A 23409-nucleotide genomic window follows, 5' to 3' on the forward strand; every position below is an offset into this window, starting at 1 on the left:
TCACCCCCGCCGCTCAGATCCGCATCGGCATGATCAGGTACTTGTACGAGCTGCTGGGGCTGCCCTCGAGAGACTCCTGGCCGGCCATGACGGAGGGCTTGATGGAGTCGGTGAAGGTGAGCCGCGCGAACTCGGTGCCCAGGGCGCTCAGACCGTCCAGCAGGAAGCCGGAGTTGTATCCGACCACCAGGTCCTCGCCGTCCAGCTGCGCCTCGAGCACCTCACTGGCCTGGGCGTCGTCACCGGCGCCGGCCTCCAGAGCCACCTGACCCTCGGTGAAGGAGAGCCGCACGGGAGTGTTGCGCTCGGCCACCAGGGACACGCGCTTGACCGCGTCGATGAGCGGCCCGGTGGCGACCACGGCGGTGATCGGGGTGGAGTCGGGGAACAGGCGGCGCACGGGCGGGTAGTCGCCGTCGACCAGGGTGGAGGTGGTGCGGCGGCCGCCGGCCTCGAAGCCGATCAGGTTCGCCGAACCCTCCTGGGACAGGGCGATGTCGACCCTGCCCCCGGTTGCCAGGGAACGGGCCACCTCGTGCAGGGTGCGGGCGCGCACCAGGGCGGTCAGCTCGGTGCCGGGACTGGCCGGGTTCCAGGTGAGCTCGCGCATCGCCAGCCGGTAGCGGTCGGTGGACATCAGCGTCATGGTCTCGCCGGAGATCTCGATCTTCACGCCGGTGAGCAGGGGGAGGGTGTCGTCCTTGGAGGCGGCCACGGTCACCTGGGAGATCGCCTCGGCGAACACGTCGGCCGGGACGGATCCGGCCACGGGCGGCATGGCCGGCAGCTGTGGGTACTCCTCGACCGGCAGGGTGGCCAGGGCGAAGCGAGCGCTGCCGCAGCGGACCTGGAGCTTGGTCCCCTCGAGGGCGACGGTGACGTCCTTGTTGGGCAGGGCCCTCACGATGTCCGAGAGCATCCGGCCCTGCACCAGCACCTCGCCGGGCTGGTCCACCTCGGCGTCGATGGTGATCTGCGCGCTGACCTCGTAGTCGAAGGTGGACAGCTGCAGCTCACCGCCGGCGTCGGCCACGATCCGCACACCCTGCAGGATGGGCATCGCCGGTCGCACGGGGAGGGTGCGGGTGGCCCAGGAGACGGCGTCGCCCAGAACGCCGCGGTCGAGGTGGAACTTCACCGTTGCCACTCCTTCGGAAGGGTCGTCATTCACGATCGGGACCCAGCGTATCCGCTCCGTGACCCTTCCGCCGACACACCGGCTGAGATCCTTGACTTCCCTGGTGCCCGCCCCCGGCGCCCCATCCACATCCCCGTCGAGCACATAACTGCAGTCCTCTTCATCACGGCTGTGGATTCCGTGGACAACCACCGTCCTCGCAGGTCATCACCGATGAGCGACAGATGGACGGAGTGTGAATCACACGCGTTCCGGCGTGGTCGGACTGTGCAGGACGAAGCCCTCACAGCCGATTCCTGTGATTCCGCCATGCACACCATCTCCTGCATGGATGCCAATCCGTCCACACCATCCACAGAGTTGTCCACATTGGGGAGGAGCAGGGCCCTCTCCCGCGTGTGATCCCTCAGTGCCGGGAGCTGGAATTGGAGCTCTTGATCCGTGCCGTCAGCTCCGTGACCTGGTTGAAGATCGCGCGGCGCTCCTTCATCAGCTCGCTGATCTTCTTGTTGGCGTGCATCACGGTAGTGTGGTCGCGGCCGCCGAACTCCTCGCCGATGCGGATCAGCGGCATGTCGGTCAGCTCACGGCACAGGTACATCGCGATCTGCCGGGCCGAGACCAGGCGCCGCGAGCGCCCAGTGCCGATGATCTCCTCGACCGAAAGACCGAAGTAAGTGGCCGTCTGCGCGATGATCGTGGAGGCGGTGATCTGGGTGCCGTCGTCGTGGCTGAGCAGGTCCTTCAGCACGCTCTGGGCGAGTGTGACGTCCATCGGCTGCCGGGACAGGGAGTGCAGCGCCTGGACCCGGATCAGTGCGCCCTCGAGCTCGCGGATGTTGGTGGCGATGTGGCTGGCGATGTACTCCAGCACGTCGTGGGGCACCTCGCCGGTGTTCTCCTGGGCCACCTTCTTGCGCAGGATCGCGATGCGGGTCTCCAGATCCGGAGGCTGGACGTCGGTCATCAGGCCCATCTCGAAGCGCGAGCGCATGCGGTCCTCGAAGCCTCCCAGCTCCTTGGGGGGAAGGTCCGAGGTGATCACGATCTGCTTGTCCGAGTTGTACAGCGTGTTGAAGGTGTGGAAGAACGCCTCCATCGTCTCCGGTGCGCGCTGAAGGAACTGGATGTCGTCGATCAGCAGGATGTCTATGTCGCGGTAGCGGCGCTGGAACTCCTGGGCCTTGCCGAACTGGCCGGACTGCACGGAGTTGATGAAGTCGTTGGTGAACTCCTCGGAGTTCACGTACCGCACCACGATCTCCGGGTACAGGCTCTGGGCGTAGTGGCCCACGGCGTGCAGGAGGTGGGTCTTGCCCAGGCCGGAGCCGCCGTAGATGAACAGCGGGTTGTATGCCTTGGCGGGGGTCTCGGCCACGGCCGAGCAGGCTGCCTGCGCGAAACGGTTCGAGGAGCCGATCACGAAGGTGTCGAAGGTGTACTTGCCGTTCAGGCGCGAATCGCCCACCAGCGTGGTCTCGGCGAGCGGGGCCCGCGGTGCCGGCGCCGGGGAATCCGCGGTGGGAGGGGACCACAGGGATCGGCTACCGGCAGGGGAGGTGCTGCTAATGGGCCGGGCCGAGTTCGGGCCCCACTGGGCCGGCGGGGTCGAGGAGTGCGCGGCGGTGGCCGACGGGGCGATGCTGCCTGTGCCACCTGCGGTCCCTGACCGGTCACCGCTGCCTGCACGGGTGAATCCACCGTCGGAGGGGCCGATGTGGACATCCTCCGCAGAACCATCCACAGAGTTGTCCACAGAGTGTGCACCGGCGCTGGTGGGACGGGAGATCACCGCACCGGCGGGGGCGGGATCCTCGTCGTCCCCCTCCAGCAGCAGGGACTCGTCCACGGTCACCGCGAAGCGCATCTCGCGCTGGGCGGCCTCGCTGAGCGCACTCTTGAGGGAGTCCACGATCCGGTGCTCGAACAGCTCCTTCGCAGAGGTGGAGGGGGCTGCCAGCAGGGCGGTGTCCGCCACCACGGCCATCAGTCGGGACAGGGTGAGCAGGGCCATCACCCGGGGGGACACGGTCTCGTCACGGCGCAGGATCTGAAGGGTGCGGTCCCAGATCACCTCGACGTCGATCCGCGTGTCATTCATGATCATCTCCGGTGGAAGGCAGCAGTCCAGGTAGTTTTCCACATGATCCACAATCGTGTGGATCGCTGGTGTGGATGTGTGGGGCGTCGGGTGGCCGCACCTGGTCGGGGCGGGCGGTTCCCGGGATGTGCGTCCCCTCACCGCCGTCCGCTACCGCCGTGGAGACGCCCGTGGGCATACGGCGCGCAGTGAGAAACCGGCCACACCGGCGCTCACCTGCGCCTCAGCCGTTGACCCCTCGACGCCCCGCCCCTAGGATCGTGCAGTCAGCGCTGCGAGCCGACCTGTAGACGTCACCGGGACGTCGTCCTGGTCGGTCCGGTCACCCGGCAGCCGCTCCGTCATCCGCGCGAGCGCCCGATCAGCCCGTCCGCGCAGCAGACCACATGCCACCGCGAGGGGCACGTCCGTGCCCATGATCGAGGAGAACCGATGAGCAAGCGCACCTTCCAGCCGAACAACCGTCGTCGCGCCAAGAAGCACGGCTTCCGCGCCCGCATGCGCACTCGCGCAGGCCGCGCCATCGTCAACGCGCGTCGCGCCCGGGGCCGCAGCGAACTGTCGGCCTGAGGCCGCAGGCCGGCAGCGTCGGGACCGTGACCCCCTGGTCCCGTCACCGGCTCCGCACCGGCGACGACTTCCGCGCCGTCACCCGCCGTGGCGTGCGCAGCGCCCGATCCCACGTGGTCGTGCATCTGGCCCTCCTGCCGGAGGGGCCGGAGGCACCCCGCGTGGGATTCGTCGTGTCCAAGAAGATCGGCAACGCCGTGGTGCGCAACCGCGTGACCCGTCGGATGCGGGAGATCATCCGGCCGCTGCTGGCGCAGCTGCCCCCGACCGCCGCCGTGGTGGTGCGCGCCCTGCCGGGCATCGATGCGCTGGCCTTCGACCAGCTCGAGGCGGATCTGGCCGGTGCGCTCGATTCAGCCACCCGCAAGCTCTCCCGGCGCTCCGCTGGAGAGGCGGCGCTCTGATGGGCACTTCAATGCGCACCGTGAGGCACCTGCCGCGCCGCCTGCTGGCACTGCCGGTGCGGGCCTACCAGGTGGGAATCTCGCCGTACACGCCGCCGGCCTGCCGCTTCTACCCCGTCTGCTCCCAGTACGGCATGGACGCCCTGCGCGTCCATGGCGCCGTGAAGGGGACCCTGCTCACCGCGTGGCGCATCCTGCGCTGCAACCCGCTCACCCGCGGCGGCCCCGATCCGGTTCCCGCCCCGGGGATGTGGACCAATCCACGTCGACTGCGGAGACCGGCCCGCTAGGGCCTACCCTTGTCCAGAACCCCGACCCACAGCCGTCACATCGCATGGACGTCATGCGCATCCGGGCGGCAGGAAGAACCAGGCCGATGAACCCTCTGTATCCCATCGAATGGGCCGTGGCATGGATCATGGTGCAGTTCCACAGGCTGCTGTCCGTGTTCATGGACCCCGACTCCGGCTGGACCTGGGCGCTGTCGATCGTGGGCCTCACCGTGGTGATCAGGACCCTGATCATCCCGCTGTTCGTACGTCAGATCCGGGCCTCCCGGGCGATGCAGATGGTCAGCCCCGAGCTGCAGGCCGTGCAGAAGAAGTACAAGGGCAAGACGGACCCGGAGTCCCGCCAGGCGATGGCGCAGGAGACCATGGCCATCTACAAGGAGGCCGGCGCCAGCCCGTTCTCCTCGTGCCTGCCGATCCTGCTGCAGATGCCGATCTTCTTCGCGCTGTTCCGGGTGCTGTTCACCAAGCTGCCCCAGGCCGCCGGGGGTGAGGGCTTCGGCCCGCTCACCCCGGAACTGGCCCACAGCGCCTACACCGGTACCTTCCTCGGCAACGTCACCATCGCCGACAGCTTCCTGCAGTCCGGCGCCGGCGGTCTGACCACCAAGCTCGTCTCCGGCATCATCATCGCTCTCATGTGCGCGGTCACCTTCATCACCCAGAAGGAGCTGACCATGCGCAACATGCCCAAGGCAGCCCTCGAGGGGCCGATGGCCAGCACGCAGAAGATGATGCTGTACATGCTCCCGTTCATCTACGTGATCACGGGACCGGGCATGCCGATCGGTGTGCTCATCTACTGGCTCACCACCAACGTGTGGACCTTCGTCCAGCAGTACATCGTCATCCGCGCGACCCCCACCCCGGGCTCCGATGCGGAGAAGCAGCGCCAGGCCCGCATCAACGCCAAGCGCGAGAAGAAGGGCCTGGAGCCCCTGGACTTCACGCCGAAGAAGAAGGTCGTGGAGGAGCCCGAGGAGGCTGCCCCCATCCGCGTGCAGCCCAAGAAGAACAAGAGCCTCAGTGATCAGGAGAAGCTGGCGCAGGCCCGCGCCGCCCGCGCCAAGGCGCAGGAGCAGCGCCGGGCTGCCCAGCAGGCCCGCGCCGCCCAGGAGAAGCCCGCGCCGTCCACCTCGCCCCTGAACAAGGGATCCAAGGGCTCCAAGAAGGGCTCCAAGCGCCACAAGTGACCGTGTCCGAGGGGAGCACTGCTGCTCCCGGGACATCCTTTTTCCCGCAGCATTCCAGGAGGACCACCGATGAACGACACCACCCCGCAGCCCCCCTCGGGCGAGGGCGGCCACGCAGGCGCCGCCGCTGACCGCACCACCCCGGATCCCACCGCGATGGATGCCGAGATCATCACCCTCGAGGAGCAGGGCGAGGCCGCCCAGGCCGCCGGCACCCCAGAGCCCGCCCGCTCCGCTGAGGCTGTCGCATCCACCGGTGATGCATCTTTCGCCGCCGACCAGGAGGCCCTGGCAGGTGCTCCGGCTGCCGAGGACTCCGGTGAGTCCCGCCAGGAGCGTCTGAAGCGCCTGGAGGAGGAGGGCGACATCGCCGCCGACTACCTCGAGGAGCTGCTGGACATCGCCGATCTCGACGGCGACATCGACATCGACGTGGACGGCGACCGTGCCTCCGTGGAGATCCGCGGGGCCGAGAAGCTGAAGCGCATGAACGAGCCGCGCGGCGAGCTGCTGGACGCCCTGCAGGAGCTCACTCGACTGGCCGTGCAGACCCGCACCGGCGACCGCTCCCGCCTGATGCTGGACATCTGCGGCTTCCGGGCCCAGCACAAGGAGTCCCTGGAGGATCTCGCCGCCGATGCCGTCGCGCAGGCGAAGTCCGGGGGCTCCCCGGTGCCGCTGCGCCCCATGAACCCCTTCGAGCGCAAGGTCGTCCACGACGTCGCCAAGCGCGAGGGACTGCGCTCGGAGTCCGACGGTGATGGCAAGGACCGTCACGTCGTGATCTACCCGGCGTCCTGAGGTCCCGGATGGCCCCCTCCTCCACCGTTCCCGAGCAGCTGCGCGGCCCGGCCGAGCGGCTCTTCGGCGACCGTCTCGACCTGGCCGAGCGCTTCACCGGGATGCTCGCCGAGCAGGGCCCCGAGCGGGGTCTCATCGGTCCGCGCGAGGTGGATCGGCTGTGGGAGCGGCACGTCCTGAACTGCGCCCTGCTGGCCGACGCGATCGACGAGGTGGGCGCGACTGACCGGCCCGTCGGCACCCTGGCCGACGTCGGCTCCGGTGCAGGACTGCCGGGCATCGTGATCGCGATCGCGCGGCCCGGGCTGCGCGTCACCCTGATCGAGACCATGCAGCGTCGCACCACCTGGCTCGACGAGGTGAACGCGGAACTGGGCCTGGGCATCGAGGTGGTGCGCGCCCGTGCCGAGGAGCTGCACGGCGAGCGTGACTTCGATCTGGTCACCGCGCGCGCCGTGGCCGCGCTGGACAAACTGGCCAAGTGGACCCTGCCCCTGGTGACCGCGGGCGGCACGCTGCTGGCCATGAAGGGCGGCTCCGCGGCGGAGGAGATCGACAAGGCCGCCCCGGTGCTGCGCCGTCTGGGCGGGACCGATGCCCGCATCGAGCGGTACGGGGACGGCGAGGTGGAGGTTCCCACTACAGTGGTCCACGTGCTCCGCACCCCCCAGGCGACCAGGAAGGGAGGCCGACGTGGCTGATCAGCGCGAGGACTCCGCGCCCGCAGGCGGCGGTCTGGACGACACTCCGCTGATGCGCGAACTGGCCCGTGACCATGCTCGACGCCGCGAGCTGGAAGGGCTCGAGTTCGCTGCTCCGGAGGCCACCCGTGTGATCACGGTGGCCAACCAGAAGGGCGGGGTGGGCAAGACCTCCACCACCGTGAACGTGGCGGCCGCCCTGGCCATGGGTGGGCTGGACGTGCTGGTGGTGGACGTGGACCCGCAGGGCAATGCCTCCACGGCCCTGGGCATCGACCACCACGCGGACGTGCCCAGCATGTACGAGGTGCTGGTGGAGTCCACCCCCATGCAAGAGGTGATCCAGCCGGTCCCCGAGATGGAGGGGCTGCTGTGCGCGCCCGCGACCATCAACCTCTCCGGTGCCGAGATCGAGCTGGTCTCGATGGTGGCCCGGGAGAACCGGCTGCGCGGCGCCATCCGCGATCTGCTGGCCGAGCGCGAATCGGCCGGCCTCCCGCGCCTGGACTACGTGCTGGTGGACTGCCCGCCCTCCCTGGGCCTGCTGACCGTGAACGCCCTGGTCGCGGCCCGAGAGGTGCTGATCCCGATCCAGGCCGAGTACTACGCGCTCGAGGGCCTCACCCTGCTGCTGAACAACATCGAGCTGCTGCGCCAGCACCTGAACCCGGAGCTGGTGGTCTCCTCGATCCTGCTGACGATGTACGACGCCCGTACCAGACTGGCCGCCCAGGTGGCCCAGGACGTGCGCGACCACTTCCCGGAGCAGACCTTCTCCACCACCATCCCGCGCTCGGTCCGGATCTCCGAGGCCCCCAGCTACGGGCAGACGGTCCTGACCTACGACCCGGGGTCGAGCGGCGCCCTCGCGTACCGCGCCGCAGCCCACGAACTCACCATTCGCCCAGCCCCCTGACCCCCCGATCCGCCGATGGCGACGACGCCCCCAGCGGAACGGTTCCCCTGCTCTCGGTGGACGACCCACCCGGAAGGACGACGCACATGACGCAGAAGCGCGGACTCGGTCGAGGCCTCGGCGCACTGATCCCGGGCGCCGGCACCGCACCTGCACCCGGCCAGGATCTGCGCACCCGTTCGCACCCGCGCACCTCGCCGGAGGCCGGGGAGAAGGGCTCCTCGACCAGGCCGGTGGACATGTTCTTCTCCGGTGAACCGGTGCACTCGGACTCCGACCGGCCCCAGCGCGAACGCGCAGCCAAGCAGGATCTCGCCGGAGACATGGCGCGCGCCGCCGCGGAGCGCCGCGGGCGCGGCGCCGGAGGTACGGCGACCAGCAGGAGCACCTCGTCACCCGCGCGAAGGACCCGCACCGCGAAATCCTCCCCCGCGGGCGCATCCGCTGGGTCAGGTGCCACCGAGTCCGAGTCCTCCAAGGACGGATCCTCGAGGCAGGGAACCGCCACGAAGAGTGCGTCGAAGGCGGGGACGTCGAAAGGGGGGGCATCGAAGGCGGGGACCTCCAAGGCCGGTGCATCGAAGTCCCGCCGTGACACCACGTCCACTGCTGGACAGAAGGGCACCTCCTCGTCCCGGGCCACGACGTCCACCACGACGAAGCCCGGTCGTTCCACCTCCCCCAAGCCCGCCGATCCCGCAGGCACGCAGCAGGCGCCCGCTGCAGAAGCGCCCTCGGAGGAGACTCCTGCAGTGGCGAGCCCCTCCGCTGCGACCGAACCTGCGCAGTCCGGCTCCGCCGATGCCGCACCGGTCGAGGCTTCTGCACCGGTCGCTCCCTCCCCGATCGCTGCCGCGCCGGTGGAGGAGGATTCCACCGTGTCCGAGACTCCTGGCGAGAGCCCCGCGGTCGACGTCGAGGAGGTCCAGAGCACCCCGGTGTCCGTGCCGCGGGACACGAGCTCGGTGACCGAGACCGCGGAGCCCGATACCGCATCCAAGGACGATGAGGACGCGGACCTGGTGCCCGTGCCGGGCGCGGAGTTCGCCGAGGTCCCGATCCATGAGATCCGCGAGAACCCGCGCAACCCCCGCACCATGTTCGACGAGGATGAGCTCGACGAGCTCGCCGAGTCGCTCCAGCAGGTCGGTGTGCTGCAGCCCGTGGTGGTGCGGCCGATCTCCGTCACGGAGGATGGTGAGTCCTTCGAGCTGGTCATGGGCGAGCGCCGTTGGCGTGCAGCTCGGCGTGCCGGCCTTGATCGGATCCCGGCGATCATCCGTGAGACCAGGGACGACGACCTCCTGCGCGATGCGCTGCTGGAGAATCTGCACCGATCCCAGCTGAACCCGCTGGAGGAAGCGGCTGCATATCAGCAGCTGCTGGAGGACTTCGGCTGCACCCAGGAGGAGCTGGCTGAGCGGATCGGCCGGTCGCGCCCTCAGATCACCAACACTCTTCGCCTGATGCGCTTGCCCGCTCTTGTGCAGCGACGACTCGCCAGCGGAGCGATCAGCGCTGGCCACGCACGAGCTCTCCTCTCCCTGGATGACCCGTCCCTGATGGAGGAGCTCGCCCAGCGCATCGTGCAGGAGGGCCTCTCGGTGCGTGCGGTGGAACGCCTGGTGACCCGCGGTGCACAGCCCACGGTCACTCGGACCCCGCGACGCAGCACCTACGATCCCCACGTCGTGGACATCACCAGCCGGCTCTCCAATCGTCTGGAGGCTCCCGTTCGCATCGACGTGGGCAAGCGCAAGGGAAAGATCACGCTGGAGTTCTCCAACATCGAGGATCTCGAGCGTCTGGTGGAACGCATCGGGCTGGAGCTGCCGGCCCAGTTCCACGGGAACGACCAGCGGGTCTGAACGGCACCCTGTGTACGGCGCGGGGCAACTCGGCGCCTGGACATCGCACAGAGCCGGGCTCCGGCATAGGGGTGGGTTCCGCGACCCGGTGCAAGAGTATGCAGTCCACTGCATAAGCGTGCAGCCTCGGCGGTGTCGCTCCTCCTCAGCGGCGGACGGGTCACGCATTTCTGGTGTGGTTGTGACACGCACGTGCCCGTTGAGCCCAAGAGCACTGCGAGACCGCATCCACGTGCATACGCCGACGCATCGTGCCCCTGCTGAATCCACCATTGTGCACAGACGTGTGGATGAGACGCGTTTCCGCTGGTGATCGCTCGGTTGTCCTGCTCCGGTGACGGCCCTGAATCACGTGCTAGCGGTACCTTTTGGGGTCGGTGAGATGATGCGGACGTTCGCTGCGTTGTTCCACGTGAATCAGGGTTAGCGTGAGGCTGGGCGCTACTGCGGGAACGGTTTCACGTGGATCATCGCTCGTCATCTCCTCGCGCGGGCTCGCCAAGTCGTCACGCGGCTTGCTTGCGGGCGGCTACGCGGACGACGCAGAGGTTCCACGGGAAACGTCAGATTTCGTGTAACGGCGAAGTAAGTGCGTGCGACTCGTACAGCGCCGTATAGATTTGCCGTGTAGAAAGCGGTGCGCCCCGTGGACGAGGGACATCCGGAGAATTACAACCGCGGGGCCTCTCCTCGCCCCGCAAGGGGCCGACACCATGTTTCACGTGTAACCCGTGTTGCCGGGCATTCGAGTTGATTCCCCGTGACTGGGGCTGCACCGCATGACGCGTTGCATGTGGAACGCGGACGGGCTGCCAGGTCAAGCGGGATTGATCCGGCCAGCACTCGTCAGGCGCACAGCCGAGGCCGCTGGGCTCACTTGCGGGGTGGGATCGTGCGGGCTCTCCCGAGGTCGAGGGCCGGAGCCATCCCGCGCACGGGGTGGCCCGGGGCGGCCGCCACGAACCTGGCTACGAGCCGCGCATGAGATTCACGTGAAACGCAACGATGAAACACAACTTGCCATCTCCCCGTCGGCGGCGTTGTCAGCTGTAACGGCACGATGCTCTAGTTTCCCGTGAAACAGCCGCACAGTCCGGGCCGTGGTGGATGGAGCGTGCGGAGCAAGGTGTCTTTGATGTGCGGCCGCGGATGGACGCCTCTCATTACGGTAGCCCCGAGCGTCGCGCGTCCTCCTAGCGGCACACCCCGCCTGCCGGAGCCAGTGCTATGCGCAGCGGGGCCAGGTAGGCCGAAGCTCACCGCGGTCCACGCAACGTGCCGGGCAGTTTCACGTGAAGCTACCAAAAAGGGTGCTATCGGCGATGCTTGGATCCCGTTCCCATCTGGACGCACGGCGTCACCACCCAGCACGTGAGCTGGTTGCACGTGAAACTCTCACCCGCGGTTCATGCGGGCAGCGATACGGTCGCGTCAAGAGAAGCGGCAATAATCGGACGGATCCAGTGTGGCGCCGAGCTCTTGGGGCGTTCCATGTGAAACGGAGTTCTCGCAGTACCGAGACTGCGGCGCCGAGTGGGCTTCGGTTGTGCGGAGAACTCGCCTAGCGTCGCGCCTGGTAGCCGATCCACAATGACAGCGTCGTCTAGGGAGCACAGAGGTCACTCGATCGATCACGACGATGGGCGCCGTATGTTCCATGTGAAACGACGGCCTTGCCGAGCGAAGCATCCCGTTTCACATGGAACACAACCTCTGACCGCCAGGTGATGGCTGCTGGGCGGTGCAGGCCACACCGTCACGACTCAATTCACGGGGGGCTGTTCAATTAGGAACCCTCCAGTGGGTCTACCCGTTCGCCGTGAAACCGGCAGAATCGTTCGGACAGAGCACCCCACCGCGGGCTTCGCCGACAGAGGACCCTCTACTATCCGGCCGCAGACGGCGGCGTTTCACGCGGAACATAGAGCTGCCCACAGCTGCATGAGGCCGCCGTTGATGAATGACCGGGCGGGCTGCAGCGACGCGAGCGCCCGCCAGCGCACCGGCGAAGTCGACAGCAATCATCACTGGGAACAGCCAGCGGAGCGGTACAGCCATGTTCCTCGTGGAGCCGGGCCATGAGGGAGGAGGGCCACTCAATCCGCGACTTTGCACACTGTGAGTAGGTGTGTGGACAATCCCCCTCGGTCGATCTTTGTTCCGGACCAGGCTGTGCACGCCAGGCCCAGGCCCCTTACCCTGGGTGGCCTGCGGGAATGAGCAAAACTGCAGGTCAGACGCTACTTTGTACACGTGAGTAGAGATGATTCACGACCTCGACCTTGTCCACATTTTCCTGTGGATGACCTTGTGGACTGATGTGCCGCTGTGTGTGGACAACTGTGTGCACACCATGGTGCACGGCGAGTTCGTGCATGTCAGCGGTAGGAGTACGGGATGACTTGACAGGATCAGTCGAGACCCGCATCCACGCTGCCGAACCGCACGTCGACCTCGTGCTTGGGGAGGGCACCGTCGTGACGCTTGGTGATGGACCACTCCCCGCGAAGTCGCACCGGCGTGCCATCCGGAAAGGCACCGCGCAGGTCGGCGATGAGCGGGTGAGGTGGGTCTGCGTCCGCAGGTACGCCGGACCCGGCGGGCACGCTGTGCTCCTTGCCGACGCGCAGTGGAGTCCTTGGCGACACGGGGGTAGAGCCGGGCCCCGGTGCGGCAACGGTTCCCGGCGCCAGTCGCAGCCAGACCGGAAGCACGTCGATCACCAGCTGATCGAGCACCTCATCGGACGGGTCCTCGATCATGACCGCATGCACAGACGGCCCCCACCGTCGGCCCAGCTCACGAAGCACCGTGGGTGCCGGTCGGCACGGACCGCACCACGATGCGGTCACCAGCACCACGGCAGGACGGTCCCCGCTCAGGTCAGTCGGCTGCTCCGGATCAGCGAGCAGCTCCAGGTCAGTCGGCTGGTCTGGGTGCACCGGGTGCTCCACGTCAGCCGACCGGTCCTTCCGCGAAGGCCTCCCCGCCCCTGGCATGGAGGGGCTGCTCATGAGAAGGAGCCCAGGTCGGTTCGGATCGGTGCCGCGCCGATCACTCCGCTGCGGGCAGTGTCGTCGACGCGTCGGACTCCGTCCCCGGCGTGACGGGGGTGAGCTGGGCCTCCGGTGCGGAGGGCTCCGTCGGCACCTCGTCGGCGGCGGCCTCGCGGGGGCTTGCCTCCCCGGCGAAAGCCAGCGCTGCCTGGTCGGTGAGCCAGCGCTCCGCGTCCAGCGCGGCCTGGCAGCCGGATCCCGCGGCAGTGATGGCCTGCCGGTAGGTGTGGTCGACCACGTCGCCGGCAGCGAAGACTCCTGGAACGGACGTGTAGGTGGAGCGGTCCTTGCACACGATGTATCCCTGCGCATCCAGTTCGAGCTTCCCGCGCAGCAGCTCGGTGCGCGGCACGTGCCCGATGGCCTCGAACACGGCGCCGGTGGGAAGGGTGCGCTCCTCCCCGGTCTCCACGTCCCGCAGGGTCACCGATTCCACCTTGTCCTCACCGTTGATGCTCACCACCTGGCTGTTCCAGGCGAAGCGCAGCTTGGGATCGGCCTCGGCGCGCCGGGCCATGATCTTGGAGGCCCGCAGCTCGTCCCGGCGGTGCACCAGGGTCACGTTGGTGGCGTAGCGGGTGAGGAACGTGGCCTCCTCCACGGCGCTGTCGCCACCGCCGACCACCACGATGTCCTGGTCCTTGAAGAAGAAGCCGTCGCAGGTGGCGCACCAGCTGACGCCCTTGCCCGAGAGCCGCTCCTCGCCCTCCACACCGAGCTCGCGGTAGGCGGAACCGGTGGCGATGATGAGGGCCTTCGCGCGGTGCACGGTGCCGTCATCGAGAGTGACTGTCTTGATCTCACCCTCCAGCTGGAGGTCCACCGCGTCCTCGAACAGGATCTCAGCGCCGAACCGCTCGGCCTGCTCCTGCATCTGCGCCATCAGCTCGGGCCCTTGCACGCCCCCGGGGAAGCCGGGGAAGTTCTCCACGTCAGTGGTGGTCATCAGCGCGCCGCCGGCGTCGAGAGCGCCCGCGATCACCACGGGCTTCATCTCGGCGCGGGCCGCGTACACGGCGGCCGTGTAGCCGGCAGGGCCGGAGCCGACGATGACCACATCGTGCACGGGGGCGTCGCTGTGATCGGGGGCCGCCTGCTGCGTCTCGGGCTCGGCGGTGGCGCCCAGAGGGGTCGTGCCGAGGATGTTCAGGGCCTGGATGGGCTGGTTCACGGGTGGGTTCCTTCCATGGGGTACGGGGAGTTCGGGGTGCGGGTCACCGGAGCGACCTCAGACGCTGCCGACCATGACCTGGCCGGTCCACAGCAGGTTCGCGGCGGGATCGGCGTCCTGGACCGATCCGCACTGGGGCAGCACCACGGTCGCCGAGACGATGCCGCCGGTGGAGCGCAGCGTCTCGCGGTCCCCGGGACCGTGCACCAGCAGCCAGCCGGGTGTCTCCTCGGCGCCCCATGCCACCTCCTCCATGATCAGCACGGAATCGGGAATGTTCTGCTCACGCAGGCACTGCGCGGCGTCGAAGCTCGCCATGGGCAGGATGGCTCCGCTGTCGATCAGGCGCTGCACCTCGGTCCCGAGGGTCATCTCCGTGATAACGGGGAGACCCGACTCGTTCTTCCCGGGGACAGCCGCTCCCTCCACCGAGGAGGACCCGGTGCGGACCCGGCTGGTGGTGCCGCTGTCGAGCGCCGCAGAGAGCTGCAGCCCCAGCAGCAGGGCGATCAGGGCCAGGGACAGCGGGATCCCGGTCACGGAGCGGGACCGCGCGGGCAGCCTGCTGCGCCGCGAGTGCGCCATCACTCGACCCGCAGTTCGGCGATGCGGCCGCGGAAGCCGTCACGATTGCTGTCCGGTGGCAGTTCGGGGAACCACAGCGCCACCTGCTGGGTCTCGATCGGCTCCGGAGGTGCCAGCCGCACCTCGCCGTCACCGGTGAACTGGCCGGTGGCGAGCACGTCCCCCAGGGAGCCGTCCTCACCCACGGCGCGCAGCTCGATCACCCCACCGCTGTTGCGCGCGGTGGTGGCCACGACCGCTGTGAGCGTGGAGGGCTCCCCGAGATCCAGGCGCAGCCCCGCGCCGTCCTTGAGGTTGCCGTACTGCGAGTTCGTGTAGATCTGCGTGGACCAGAAGGTGCCGGGATCACCGTCGGTGATGCGCTCGGTCTGGTCGGCGTTGTCCGGTGCACGGTCCGAGCCCAGCGTGAACACCTCGACGCCGCGCAGAGCGGCCGGCGGGGCCGGCGGCTCCTCCTCGGTGGGCTCCTCCTCCGCGGGCTCCTCGCCCCCGCCGTCGCTGACCGGGGCCCCCGCCGACGCCTCGGGGGGATCGGTGTTGAGAGGATTCGTGACCCGGTCGCGAAGCCCGGAGGTGATGGTGGACAGGGCCAGCACCATCGCCACGATCACCAGCAGCACGCCGCCCAGCAGGATCCACTGCGAGATCCGGGAACGCTGCTCGGCCGGCAGCGGCCCCATGGTGTACGCGTCGGGGTCGTCCGAGTCCACAGCCACGTTGACCACGTCGCGCAGCAGAGCCGCCCGTCCGATCGGCACCGTGGTGTCCAGGTCGGTGCCCTCGAGCGAGGAGCGGTCACGCCCGCGCACCACGATCGGCCCGGTCGGCTCGGACGGCGCGACCGGTGCCATGGCAGCCGTCTGCTCCGGGGACGACGGGGTGGCAGCGCCCTCGGCGGGCTGTCCGACGACGCCCGGGGTAAGCGCAGCCTGCGAGGGCGTGCGGGACCCGTCCGCCCAGTCCTCGGCCGGCGGCTGGGAAGGATCGCCCGACGGCTGGGCAGGATCGTCCTCGCGGCGCGGGGCCAGCGGCCACAGGGTGCCGGAGCGACGCGCCGGCAGCGGCGAGGAGCCCGCGCTGCTGCTGCTCGCCCCAGCAGCAGCACCGGCGGCAGCGGCACCAGCAGCAGCGACACCGGCAGCGCCGCGACCGGCGCCCCGATCCGGAGCGTCGACGTCGGCAGCGGCAGGGCCGGGAGTCCGGTCCTCCGAGCGCCCGGACTCTGAGTCGCGCATGGCGCCCGAGTCGCGCATGGCGTCTGAGTCGCGCGCAGCGTCGGAGCCCAGCGCGTCCTGCGACGCCTCAGCGGTCTGCGGTCGACGCGGCAGGGTGATGTCGAGGTGCCCGGGGAAAGCGGCGTCATCGCGCTTCTGGTCCAGGCGAAGGTCCCTGATGAGCGACTGAGCCTGCTGGGAGTGGGAGGGGTCCTGCGGCGCCGGCGTGGCCGGGTCCTCCGACGCGGCGGGATCGCCGTCGTCGCCCGCCCCGGTGGAGGCGACCGAGGGACGGGGTCCTCGGCCGCGCTGTGCTCGCCCAGGCGCGCAGTCGCACCCGCCCCTGCCACTGCACCGGCCGCGCCGGCAGTCACACCGGCCCCGGCCGAGCCTGCGAGAGCTGCAGCTTCGGCGGCGGTGGCCCCTTGATCGGAGACGGCATCCCCCTGCTCAGGAGCAGCGGGATCGGGCGCCTCCTTGCCGGGAGCAGGGGCCGCCTGCCCATCCCTGCCAGGGGCGCTCTCCTCGTTCCGCTCGTACGCCTCGAGCGTGACCGGGATCGACTGCCACGGCTCCAACTCGGCGATCAGATCCCGGCTGGTCTCGGGGATGACCTCAGCGGCTTCGTTCAGCACCAGATCGCACAGCAGGTCGAGATCGGCGGGCACAGGGGGCTGTGCGATCTGCGAGGGGCGGGGGACGGGGCCCGCCCCGCTGCGGTGCGGGCTGCGACCCGCCAGTGCCCGGTACAGCAGGGCCACCAGAGCCCGGGTGTCCTGGAAGGAGGCAATGGCCCCCGAACGGTCCAGCCCCGCATGTGACGCGGCCTCCACCCCCACGCCCAGGATCGTGACCTGGCCGGATGCGGTGTCCACGAAGACGCGGTTGGAGTCCAGGAACTGGTGGCGCACCCCGCGGCGGCGAGCCGTCTCCACCCCCCGGGCGGCCTCCCCGATGATCGCGCGTGCCGTCTCGGGGTGCAGGCTGCGGCCGCGCAGCAGGGCCGCCAGCGGCGGGGCCGCCGGCAAGGGGTACTCGACCACGGTCAGCGGCTGCGGATCAGCGCCCGAGGCGTCGGCCCCGTCCTCCCGCGGATCGTCCAGGACCATGACGTCCCGCACCGGGATCAATCGGGCATCCTCCACCAGGTAGGCGCGGCGCGCGGCGTCGGCCGTCTCCAGCGCTGCTGCCCCGTGGACCACGAACAGGGCCACCCTCTCCCCGGTGGCCACCGAACGAGCACGCTGCCAGGAGGCGTTCTCGGCCACCCCGGTCAGGGGGATCGTCCCCTCCAGGGTCCACCGGGAGCGCAGCGCGTCCTGATGCGGGATGGTGTTCACCGACCGTCCTTCTCTCGTCCGACGGGCCCGTGCCTGCCCGAAGCGTTCCCCATGCTACGAGGTGGACCTGGCACGCCGAAGAACGCGCCGCTGCACGATCCCGATCAGCCACCGCACCTCATCCACGCGCAGCAGCCAGGTGAGGCCCAGGAACACAGCGCTCATCACTGCACCGATCAGACTGCCCAGCACGATCGCCCACACGCGGTGCGACCAGATCAGGCCCTCCGTCAGCTGCACCAGGCCGGTACCCAGCAGCCAGGCCACCACCCCCGCCGCCAGCAGCTTCGCTAGCACGACGGCGCCCTTGCGGATCCCGGGCGGCTCCACACCCAGCCGGGCGGCCTGCCTGCGCAGCATCAGCAGGCCCACGGCCCAGGCCACCAGGTTGCCGAGACTGGTGGCACCCGCCGCGGCCATCGCCGCCCAGCGCGGATCCACCACCGTGAGGATCACCGGAACCGACAGCAGGGTGATGGCGGCGATCGGGATCTGCATCAGGAACGGGGTGCGCGCGTCCTCGTAGGCGTAGAACAGCCGCTTGATCAGGTACAGCGAGGCGAAGGGCACCAGGCCCAGCATGTATGCCACCAGCACGGTGCCGTTGGCGCGGGCCCCGATCTCCCCGGTGCCGCCGCCGATCACCCACATGATCGGCCCGGACAGCGCCACGAACACCGCGGTGCACAGCACCATCGGCACGGCGAGGAGGCGGTTGGTCTCCGCGTAGCGCGTCAGCGCGCCGCCGTGGTCGCCATCGGCCGCGTGTCGGGAGATGGCGGGGAACGTCGCTGTGACCAGGGTGACCGCGATGATCCCCTGCGGGATCATGAACGCCATGTACGCCCACTCCATGGTGAGCAGCGCCGGGTACCGTGCCGCCGCCTCCGGCTGGCCCCTCAGCAGCTCGGAGGCGCGCACCGCCCCGTTGGTGGCCCAGCGGGACGCCCAGATGCCCAGCTGTCCCAGCCCCAGCATCCCCAGGGTCCACAGGCCGATCCGACTCAGCTTGCCCAGGCCCAGGCCGCGGAAGCCCCAGCGGGGACGCAGGTGCAGGTCCAGCTTCTTGACGTACCAGAACAGGAACAGCACCTGTGCGGCCGAGCCGCCCACGTTGATCGCCGCCATCGCGGCCACCATCGGCATGGTCCACAGCTCCGCCTCGGCGACGGTGCCCCAGATGCCCAGGAAGATGCCGGCTCCCGCGATGCCCACCAGGTTGTTCAGCACCGGCGCCCACTGGTACGGGCCGAAGGAGTCGTGGGCGTTCAGCAGCTGTCCGCACATCACGTACAGGGCGGAGAAGAAGATCTGCGGCATCATCCACAGGCCCAGCTGGATGGCCAGGGCGTAGGTCACGGGGGGCAGCACACCGCTGGTGAGAACCAGCAGCAGCGGCACCGCCACCATGCACACCGCGGTGATGGCCAGGGCGAACGTGGCCACCAGGGTCATCAGGCGCGAGATGTAGTCGCTGCCCCGATCGGGCCGTTTGACGGCGCGCACGATCGCGGGCACCAGGATGGCGTTCAGGGTGCCGCCGCCCACCAGGATCCAGATCGTGTTGGGCAGGGTGTTGGCGGCGCTGAACGCATTGGCGGCGGCCGTCATGGAACCGCCCAGGATCATGCCGAACAGGAAGTTCCGCACGAAGCCCAGCACGCGAGAGACGATCGAGCCGGAGGCCATCAGCACACTGGCGCGCATCAGGGCGGACCGGCTGGAGGGGACGCCCGGTCGGCGGTGTCGGGGCACGTGCACCGCCCTCAGCTCGCGGGTCATGCTCGGTCCTCCTGGGTATCGGTACGGTCGTCGGGCTCCGGGCTCGGCTCGGCTGGGCCCCCGCTCGGCGCCGGGCTCGGCTCAGCTGGACCCCCGCTCGGCGCCGGGCTCGCGGGCTCCGAGAGGCGTGCGGGCCGGGACAGCCCGCTGCGGGAGAGCTCCACCGGGTCCTCCGGCACGTGCACGCCGGGCGCTCGAGTGGTGGCGCCCGTGCGGCGGGCACGGGTCACACCCACCACCACCAGGATGCCCATGGCGATCACCAGCAGCAGGGTGGTCCAGTTCTCCCAGGCGGGGTTGACGGTGAGGGGCACCTCCACCGGCTCGGTGAGCGGTCGGCCGTCCACGGTGGTGACGCCCACGGTGAGCTGCACCGTGCCGTTGGCGATCGCCTCCACAGGCACCGCGATGTCGGCCTGCCCGTGGGCGGGGATCGTCACCTCCGGCTGCTCCTCGCTGATCCGCACCAGCGGACGGTCCGAGCTGAGCGAGGTGCGCACCGTGAGGGGGGTGTCCAGGTCGTTGCTGAGGGTGATCGGCACACCGGCGGAGTCGGAGATCAGGTTGTAGCCCGAGGCGGGCTGCACGCGGATCCCGCCCAGTAGGGCGTCCACGGCATTGCCTGTCTCCCGCGCTCGCTCCGCGGGGGCCCCGCTCATGCCGCGCCACCCCACCGAGGTCCCGGACAGCGCCATCAGCCGGGGCCCGTCCAGGGCGGCATCGTCCTGCATCGCCGTTCCCAGCCGGTCCAGCCGCTCCCAGGAGCCGGCGAGGTCCTCGAGGACGGCGCGACTGGTCAGAGGGAGCGGCTCTGCCCGCGGGAGTGCGGTGTAGGTGCCGATCTCGTCCGGTCCGGTGGGCTGGACCTGCTGCGGAGCGACCTCACCCAGGGTCAGCATGGCCCCGCTCTCGTCCTGGGTCTGGGTGGTCCACTCCCCGGTCTGCACGGCATCCATCAGATCCGCGGTGCGGCCGGGCCGGATCCACGGCGCCTCGGCGAGAGTGTCCAGCACCGATCCGGCCGCCTGGGCGTCCAGAGCGGTGCCGGGGTCGGGGGCGATCAGCAGGTGCCTCGGTGCGGTGGTGAACTCCGAGGCGATGGTGGCGGTCTCGGCCAGCAGCCGCTGACGGGTCTGCTCTGTGTCCGTCGTGCCCGTGAGCAGGGAGAACTCGGCCGAGAGCACCGGGTCGGGAGCGAGCACCGTGCGAGGGCCCGCCTCCGTGGCGTAGCTGCCCACGGAGCTCGGGGTCACCGGCGCGCTCGGGTCCGTGCGCAGGGAGGACGAGGGGACGATCAGGGTGGACGCCCCCGCCTCGGCCATCGCCTCCAGGGTCTCCGGCCGGGTCTGCTGTGCGGCCGTGGCCAGCGCATCGCCGTGCGGCTCGATCCCTGCCTCCTGCCAGGCCTGCTGACCGGCCTCCGGGACTGCGGCGGAGAGGGCGTCGGTCCCGGCCGCTTCCAGGGCCACGCGATCGGCATGCGCATAGGGCATGGCCAGCACGGTGCGCTCGCCCACGTTCTCCTGCAACGTGGCCGCCAGGGGCGCGGCCACCGGATGGGGCTCGTACGCGGGCACCGTCGGCGTCGGGGATGCCTCGCCATCGGCGGGATCAGCGGGGTCGGTCACCGGCGCACCGTCCCCGTCGGCGGTGTCGGCGGCCACCAGGGGCGGGTCCAGCAGCGCCGGGTCCATCCACCAGTCGACGTCCTCGCGCACCGCGAGGTCCACCAGGTCCGCCAACCGCCCCGATTCGGCCGTCTCGGCGAAGGCGTCCGGGGCGGTGATCGGCGCGGAGGGGTCCAGCGTGGCAACCGGCAGCAGCACGGACTGGGTGACGGCGTCCTGGGCACCGGCCGGCCGCCACACCACGAAGGTGTACAGGGAGGCCAGCGGCGTCCCTTCCGAGCTGAGGGTGAGGGAGATGCGGCGGGTGCCCCAGAAGTAGGGTTGGTCCTTGTAGCCCAGCTCCTCGCTGCTCGCGCTCACCTGGAGGGTGGCGGACTGCCCGGGGGCGAGATCCTGGCCCGGGGAGGAGCTGTCGACGGGGTCCCCGGTGGTGTCGACCTCGGTGCGGGCCTGCCACTCGGCGATCGTCCCCCGGTCGGTCACCCGCGCGCTGCGGGTGCGCAGGTCCAACTGCGGTGCGGTGATCGGGGAGGAGGAGGTGTTGGTCACGGTCACCCGCGCGGTCAGGGTGCCACCGGCGGCCAGGGCGGTCGGCGTGAGCGACTCCAGGTCCAGCACCGCGGGGGCGTCGGCTGCCGGTTCCGAGGGCGCTGCTGGCTGCGGGGAGACCCTGGTGAGGGCGGATGCCGACGGGGTGAGGGCGGCTGTGGCCAGCATCGGTGCGATCGCCAGCAGTGCCGTGAGCAGCGCCGCGAGCACGGGGCGCACGGGCAGCGGGGACGACGGCATGGGGACACCCTATGCGCCGACTACCGTAGAGGTCCCGCCGCCTCGCGCAGGTGCGGCAGCTGGTGCCTGCGCCGCAGGCGGCCTCCCGGTGACCACTCCAGGACAGGACCCTCGTGACCGATCCCTCCGCCCACCACGCAGGCCCCGAAGCCGTCGGCGGCGCCTCCGGTGCCGCCACCGCCGGGGCGTCCCCCAAGACGCCGACGCGGCTCGAGATCGCCCGCACCCGCGCGGCCGTCATGTTCCAGGCTCTCCCCGAGGAGGTCCATGAGCTGGGCCGACTCTTCGAGCAGGCGGGCCACGAGCTGGCGCTGGTGGGCGGGCCCGTGCGCGATGCGGTCCTGGGGCGCTCCAGCGCCGACCTCGACTTCACCACCTCGGCACGCCCGGAGCAGACCGAGACGATCCTGCGCTCCTGGACGGGCGACGGTGCGATCTGGGACATGGGACGCCAGTTCGGCACTCTGGGCGGCGTGCGCGACGGGGTGAAGGTGGAGATCACCACCTACCGCACCGAGAGCTACGACCCCACCAGTCGCAAGCCCCAGGTGGCCTTCGGCGACACACTGGTCGGGGACCTCTCCCGCCGGGACTTCACCGTCAACGCGATGGCGGTGCGCATCCCCTCCCTGGAGCTGGTGGACCCCTTCGACGGTCTGGCCGACCTCGCCGCCCGCGTGCTGCGCACACCCGTGGCTCCCGAGCAGTCCTTCGACGACGATCCCCTGCGGATGATGCGGGCCGTGCGGTTCGTCTCCCAGCTGGGGTTCGTGCTCGAGGAGGCGACCGCAGCCGCGGTGCGCGCGCTCGCCGATCGCATCACCATCGTCTCTGCCGAGCGGGTGCGGGAGGAGCTGGTGCGGCTGATGCTCGGCGAGCACCCCCGTCATGGCCTCGAGCTGATGGTGGATCTGGGCCTGGCCGAGCACGTGCTGCCGGAGCTGCCGGCGATGCGCCTTGAGATCGACGAGCACCACCGCCACAAGGACGTCTACGAGCACTCCCTGACCGTGCTGGATCAGGCGATGGACCTGGAGAGCCCGGCGGGATCCGGTGGACCCTGCGAGGCGCCGGACCTGGTGCTGCGCCTGTCCGCCCTGCTGCACGACATCGGCAAGCCCGCCACCCGCCGCTACGAGGAGGGCGGCACGGTGACCTTCCGCTTCCACGAGACCGTGGGCGCGAAGATGGCCGCCAAGCGCATGAAGGCCCTCACCTTCGACAAGGACACCACCAAGAAGGTGGCGCGCCTGGTCGAACTGCATCTGCGCTTCCACGGCTACGCCGACTCCCCGTGGACGGATTCCGCGGTCCGGCGCTACGTCACCGACGCGGGGACCTGCTGCAGCACCTGCACCGACTCACCCGGGCCGATGTCACCACCCGCAACCGCCGCAAGGCCCGCCACCTGGCCCGCGCCTACGACGAGCTCGAGCAGCGGATCGCGGACCTGGCCGAGCAGGAGGAGATCGGGAAGATCCGCCCCGATCTGGACGGCAACCGGATCATGGAGCTGCTGGGCGTGGGCCCGGGCCCCGCGGTCGGCGCCGCTTACCGGCACCTGCTGGACCTGCGCATGGAGCACGGCCCGCTGGGCGAGGAGCGCGCCGAGCAGGAGCTGCGCACCTGGTGGGAGTCACGCGAGGAGGCCTGAAGGGTCCTGCAGCAGCGTGCAGGCGGTGCCCCCGGGTCACCCCCGTGCTCCGACGGGCCTGTGACGGATACCGCAGGGAACGTGCACACCCTGTGACGGTGACCAACGGGTCGTTCCCTCCGGGTGGGGAGGGTGTCCATACTGAGAGGTCGCGCACCCGCGCCCTGCGGGGTGCGATCCCCGTACCCCAGAACGCCCAGGAGCAGCA

General features: G+C 69.9%; 16 protein-coding genes and 1 pseudogene. 9 read left to right on the forward strand and 8 right to left on the reverse strand.

Going from position 1 to position 23409, the window contains the following annotated elements; translation table 11 throughout:
* Positions 1–13: 13 nt before the first annotated feature.
* Together dnaN and dnaA are read right to left on the reverse strand one after the other, a co-directional pair.
* The gene (dnaN, locus tag IOE58_RS03175; RefSeq protein ID WP_193864990.1) at positions 14–1138 is read right to left on the reverse strand and encodes a DNA polymerase III subunit beta; all 1125 of its coding nucleotides are present in this window, start codon (positions 1136–1138) and stop codon (positions 14–16) included.
* Positions 1139–1544: 406 nt separating this feature from the next.
* Entirely contained in the window at positions 1545–3245 is a 1701-nt protein-coding gene (gene dnaA / locus IOE58_RS03180) for a chromosomal replication initiator protein DnaA (RefSeq protein ID WP_193864991.1), read from the reverse strand.
* A 426-nt stretch (positions 3246–3671) separates the two neighbouring features.
* Here dnaA and rpmH point away from each other — a divergent pair, with 426 nt between their 5' ends.
* From rpmH to IOE58_RS03220, 8 genes are all read left to right on the forward strand, one after another.
* Positions 3672–3809, forward strand: a complete 138-nt coding sequence (rpmH, locus tag IOE58_RS03185) for a 50S ribosomal protein L34 (RefSeq protein WP_193864992.1) — start codon at positions 3672–3674, stop codon at positions 3807–3809.
* Positions 3810–3835: 26 nt separating this feature from the next.
* Complete coding sequence (gene rnpA, locus IOE58_RS03190) at positions 3836–4213, forward strand: ribonuclease P protein component (protein ID WP_193864993.1); 378 nt, start codon at positions 3836–3838, stop codon at positions 4211–4213.
* A gap of 11 nt (positions 4214–4224) precedes the next feature.
* The gene (yidD, locus tag IOE58_RS03195) at positions 4225–4503 is read left to right on the forward strand and encodes a membrane protein insertion efficiency factor YidD (protein WP_228018767.1); all 279 of its coding nucleotides are present in this window, start codon (positions 4225–4227) and stop codon (positions 4501–4503) included.
* Positions 4504–4589: 86 nt separating this feature from the next.
* Complete coding sequence (gene yidC, locus IOE58_RS03200; protein WP_193864995.1) at positions 4590–5696, forward strand: membrane protein insertase YidC; 1107 nt, start codon at positions 4590–4592, stop codon at positions 5694–5696.
* 69 nt (positions 5697–5765) lie between these two features.
* On the forward strand, positions 5766–6497 hold the full coding sequence (locus tag IOE58_RS03205; RefSeq protein WP_431831690.1) for a Jag family protein: 732 nt from the start codon (positions 5766–5768) through the stop codon (positions 6495–6497).
* A gap of 8 nt (positions 6498–6505) precedes the next feature.
* Positions 6506–7198 carry a 16S rRNA (guanine(527)-N(7))-methyltransferase RsmG gene (gene rsmG, locus IOE58_RS03210; protein WP_193864996.1) on the forward strand — a complete coding sequence of 231 codons (693 nt, stop codon included), beginning with the start codon at positions 6506–6508 and terminating at the stop codon, positions 7196–7198.
* A 52-nt stretch (positions 7199–7250) separates the two neighbouring features.
* Positions 7251–8114, forward strand: a complete 864-nt coding sequence (locus IOE58_RS03215; RefSeq protein ID WP_193865175.1) for a ParA family protein — start codon at positions 7251–7253, stop codon at positions 8112–8114.
* 86 nt (positions 8115–8200) lie between these two features.
* Positions 8201–9982, forward strand: coding sequence for a ParB/RepB/Spo0J family partition protein (locus IOE58_RS03220; protein ID WP_193864997.1), 1782 nt, complete (start codon positions 8201–8203; stop codon positions 9980–9982).
* Between the two features lie 2411 nt (positions 9983–12393).
* Here IOE58_RS03220 and IOE58_RS03225 read toward each other — a convergent pair.
* From IOE58_RS03225 to IOE58_RS03250, 6 genes are all read right to left on the reverse strand, one after another.
* Complete coding sequence (locus IOE58_RS03225; protein WP_193864998.1) at positions 12394–12744, reverse strand: hypothetical protein; 351 nt, start codon at positions 12742–12744, stop codon at positions 12394–12396.
* A 292-nt stretch (positions 12745–13036) separates the two neighbouring features.
* Positions 13037–14209 (reverse strand): thioredoxin-disulfide reductase, encoded by a 1173-nt coding sequence (gene trxB, locus IOE58_RS03230; RefSeq protein WP_193864999.1) that lies wholly within the window; start codon positions 14207–14209, stop codon positions 13037–13039.
* Between the two features lie 57 nt (positions 14210–14266).
* Positions 14267–14749, reverse strand: a complete 483-nt coding sequence (locus IOE58_RS03235; protein ID WP_259890427.1) for a hypothetical protein — start codon at positions 14747–14749, stop codon at positions 14267–14269.
* Positions 14750–14793: 44 nt separating this feature from the next.
* On the reverse strand, positions 14794–16029 hold the full coding sequence (locus IOE58_RS03240) for a discoidin domain-containing protein (RefSeq protein ID WP_193865001.1): 1236 nt from the start codon (positions 16027–16029) through the stop codon (positions 14794–14796).
* Positions 16030–17402: 1373 nt separating this feature from the next.
* On the reverse strand, positions 17403–19130 hold the full coding sequence (gene murJ / locus IOE58_RS03245) for a murein biosynthesis integral membrane protein MurJ (RefSeq protein ID WP_193865002.1): 1728 nt from the start codon (positions 19128–19130) through the stop codon (positions 17403–17405).
* The gene (locus IOE58_RS03250; RefSeq protein ID WP_193865003.1) at positions 19127–21547 is read right to left on the reverse strand and encodes a DUF6049 family protein; all 2421 of its coding nucleotides are present in this window, start codon (positions 21545–21547) and stop codon (positions 19127–19129) included. The genes murJ and IOE58_RS03250 overlap by 4 nt, the downstream gene beginning before the upstream one ends.
* 239 nt (positions 21548–21786) lie before the next feature.
* On the opposite strand from IOE58_RS03250, the pseudogene IOE58_RS03255 reads away from it, so the two are divergent.
* A pseudogene (locus IOE58_RS03255) lies at positions 21787–23201 on the forward strand (CCA tRNA nucleotidyltransferase).
* The last annotated feature ends 208 nt before the right edge of the window (positions 23202–23409 follow it).

The organism is Brachybacterium epidermidis, from assembly GCF_015209585.1.
GTDB classification, from domain to species: domain Bacteria; phylum Actinomycetota; class Actinomycetes; order Actinomycetales; family Dermabacteraceae; genus Brachybacterium; species Brachybacterium epidermidis.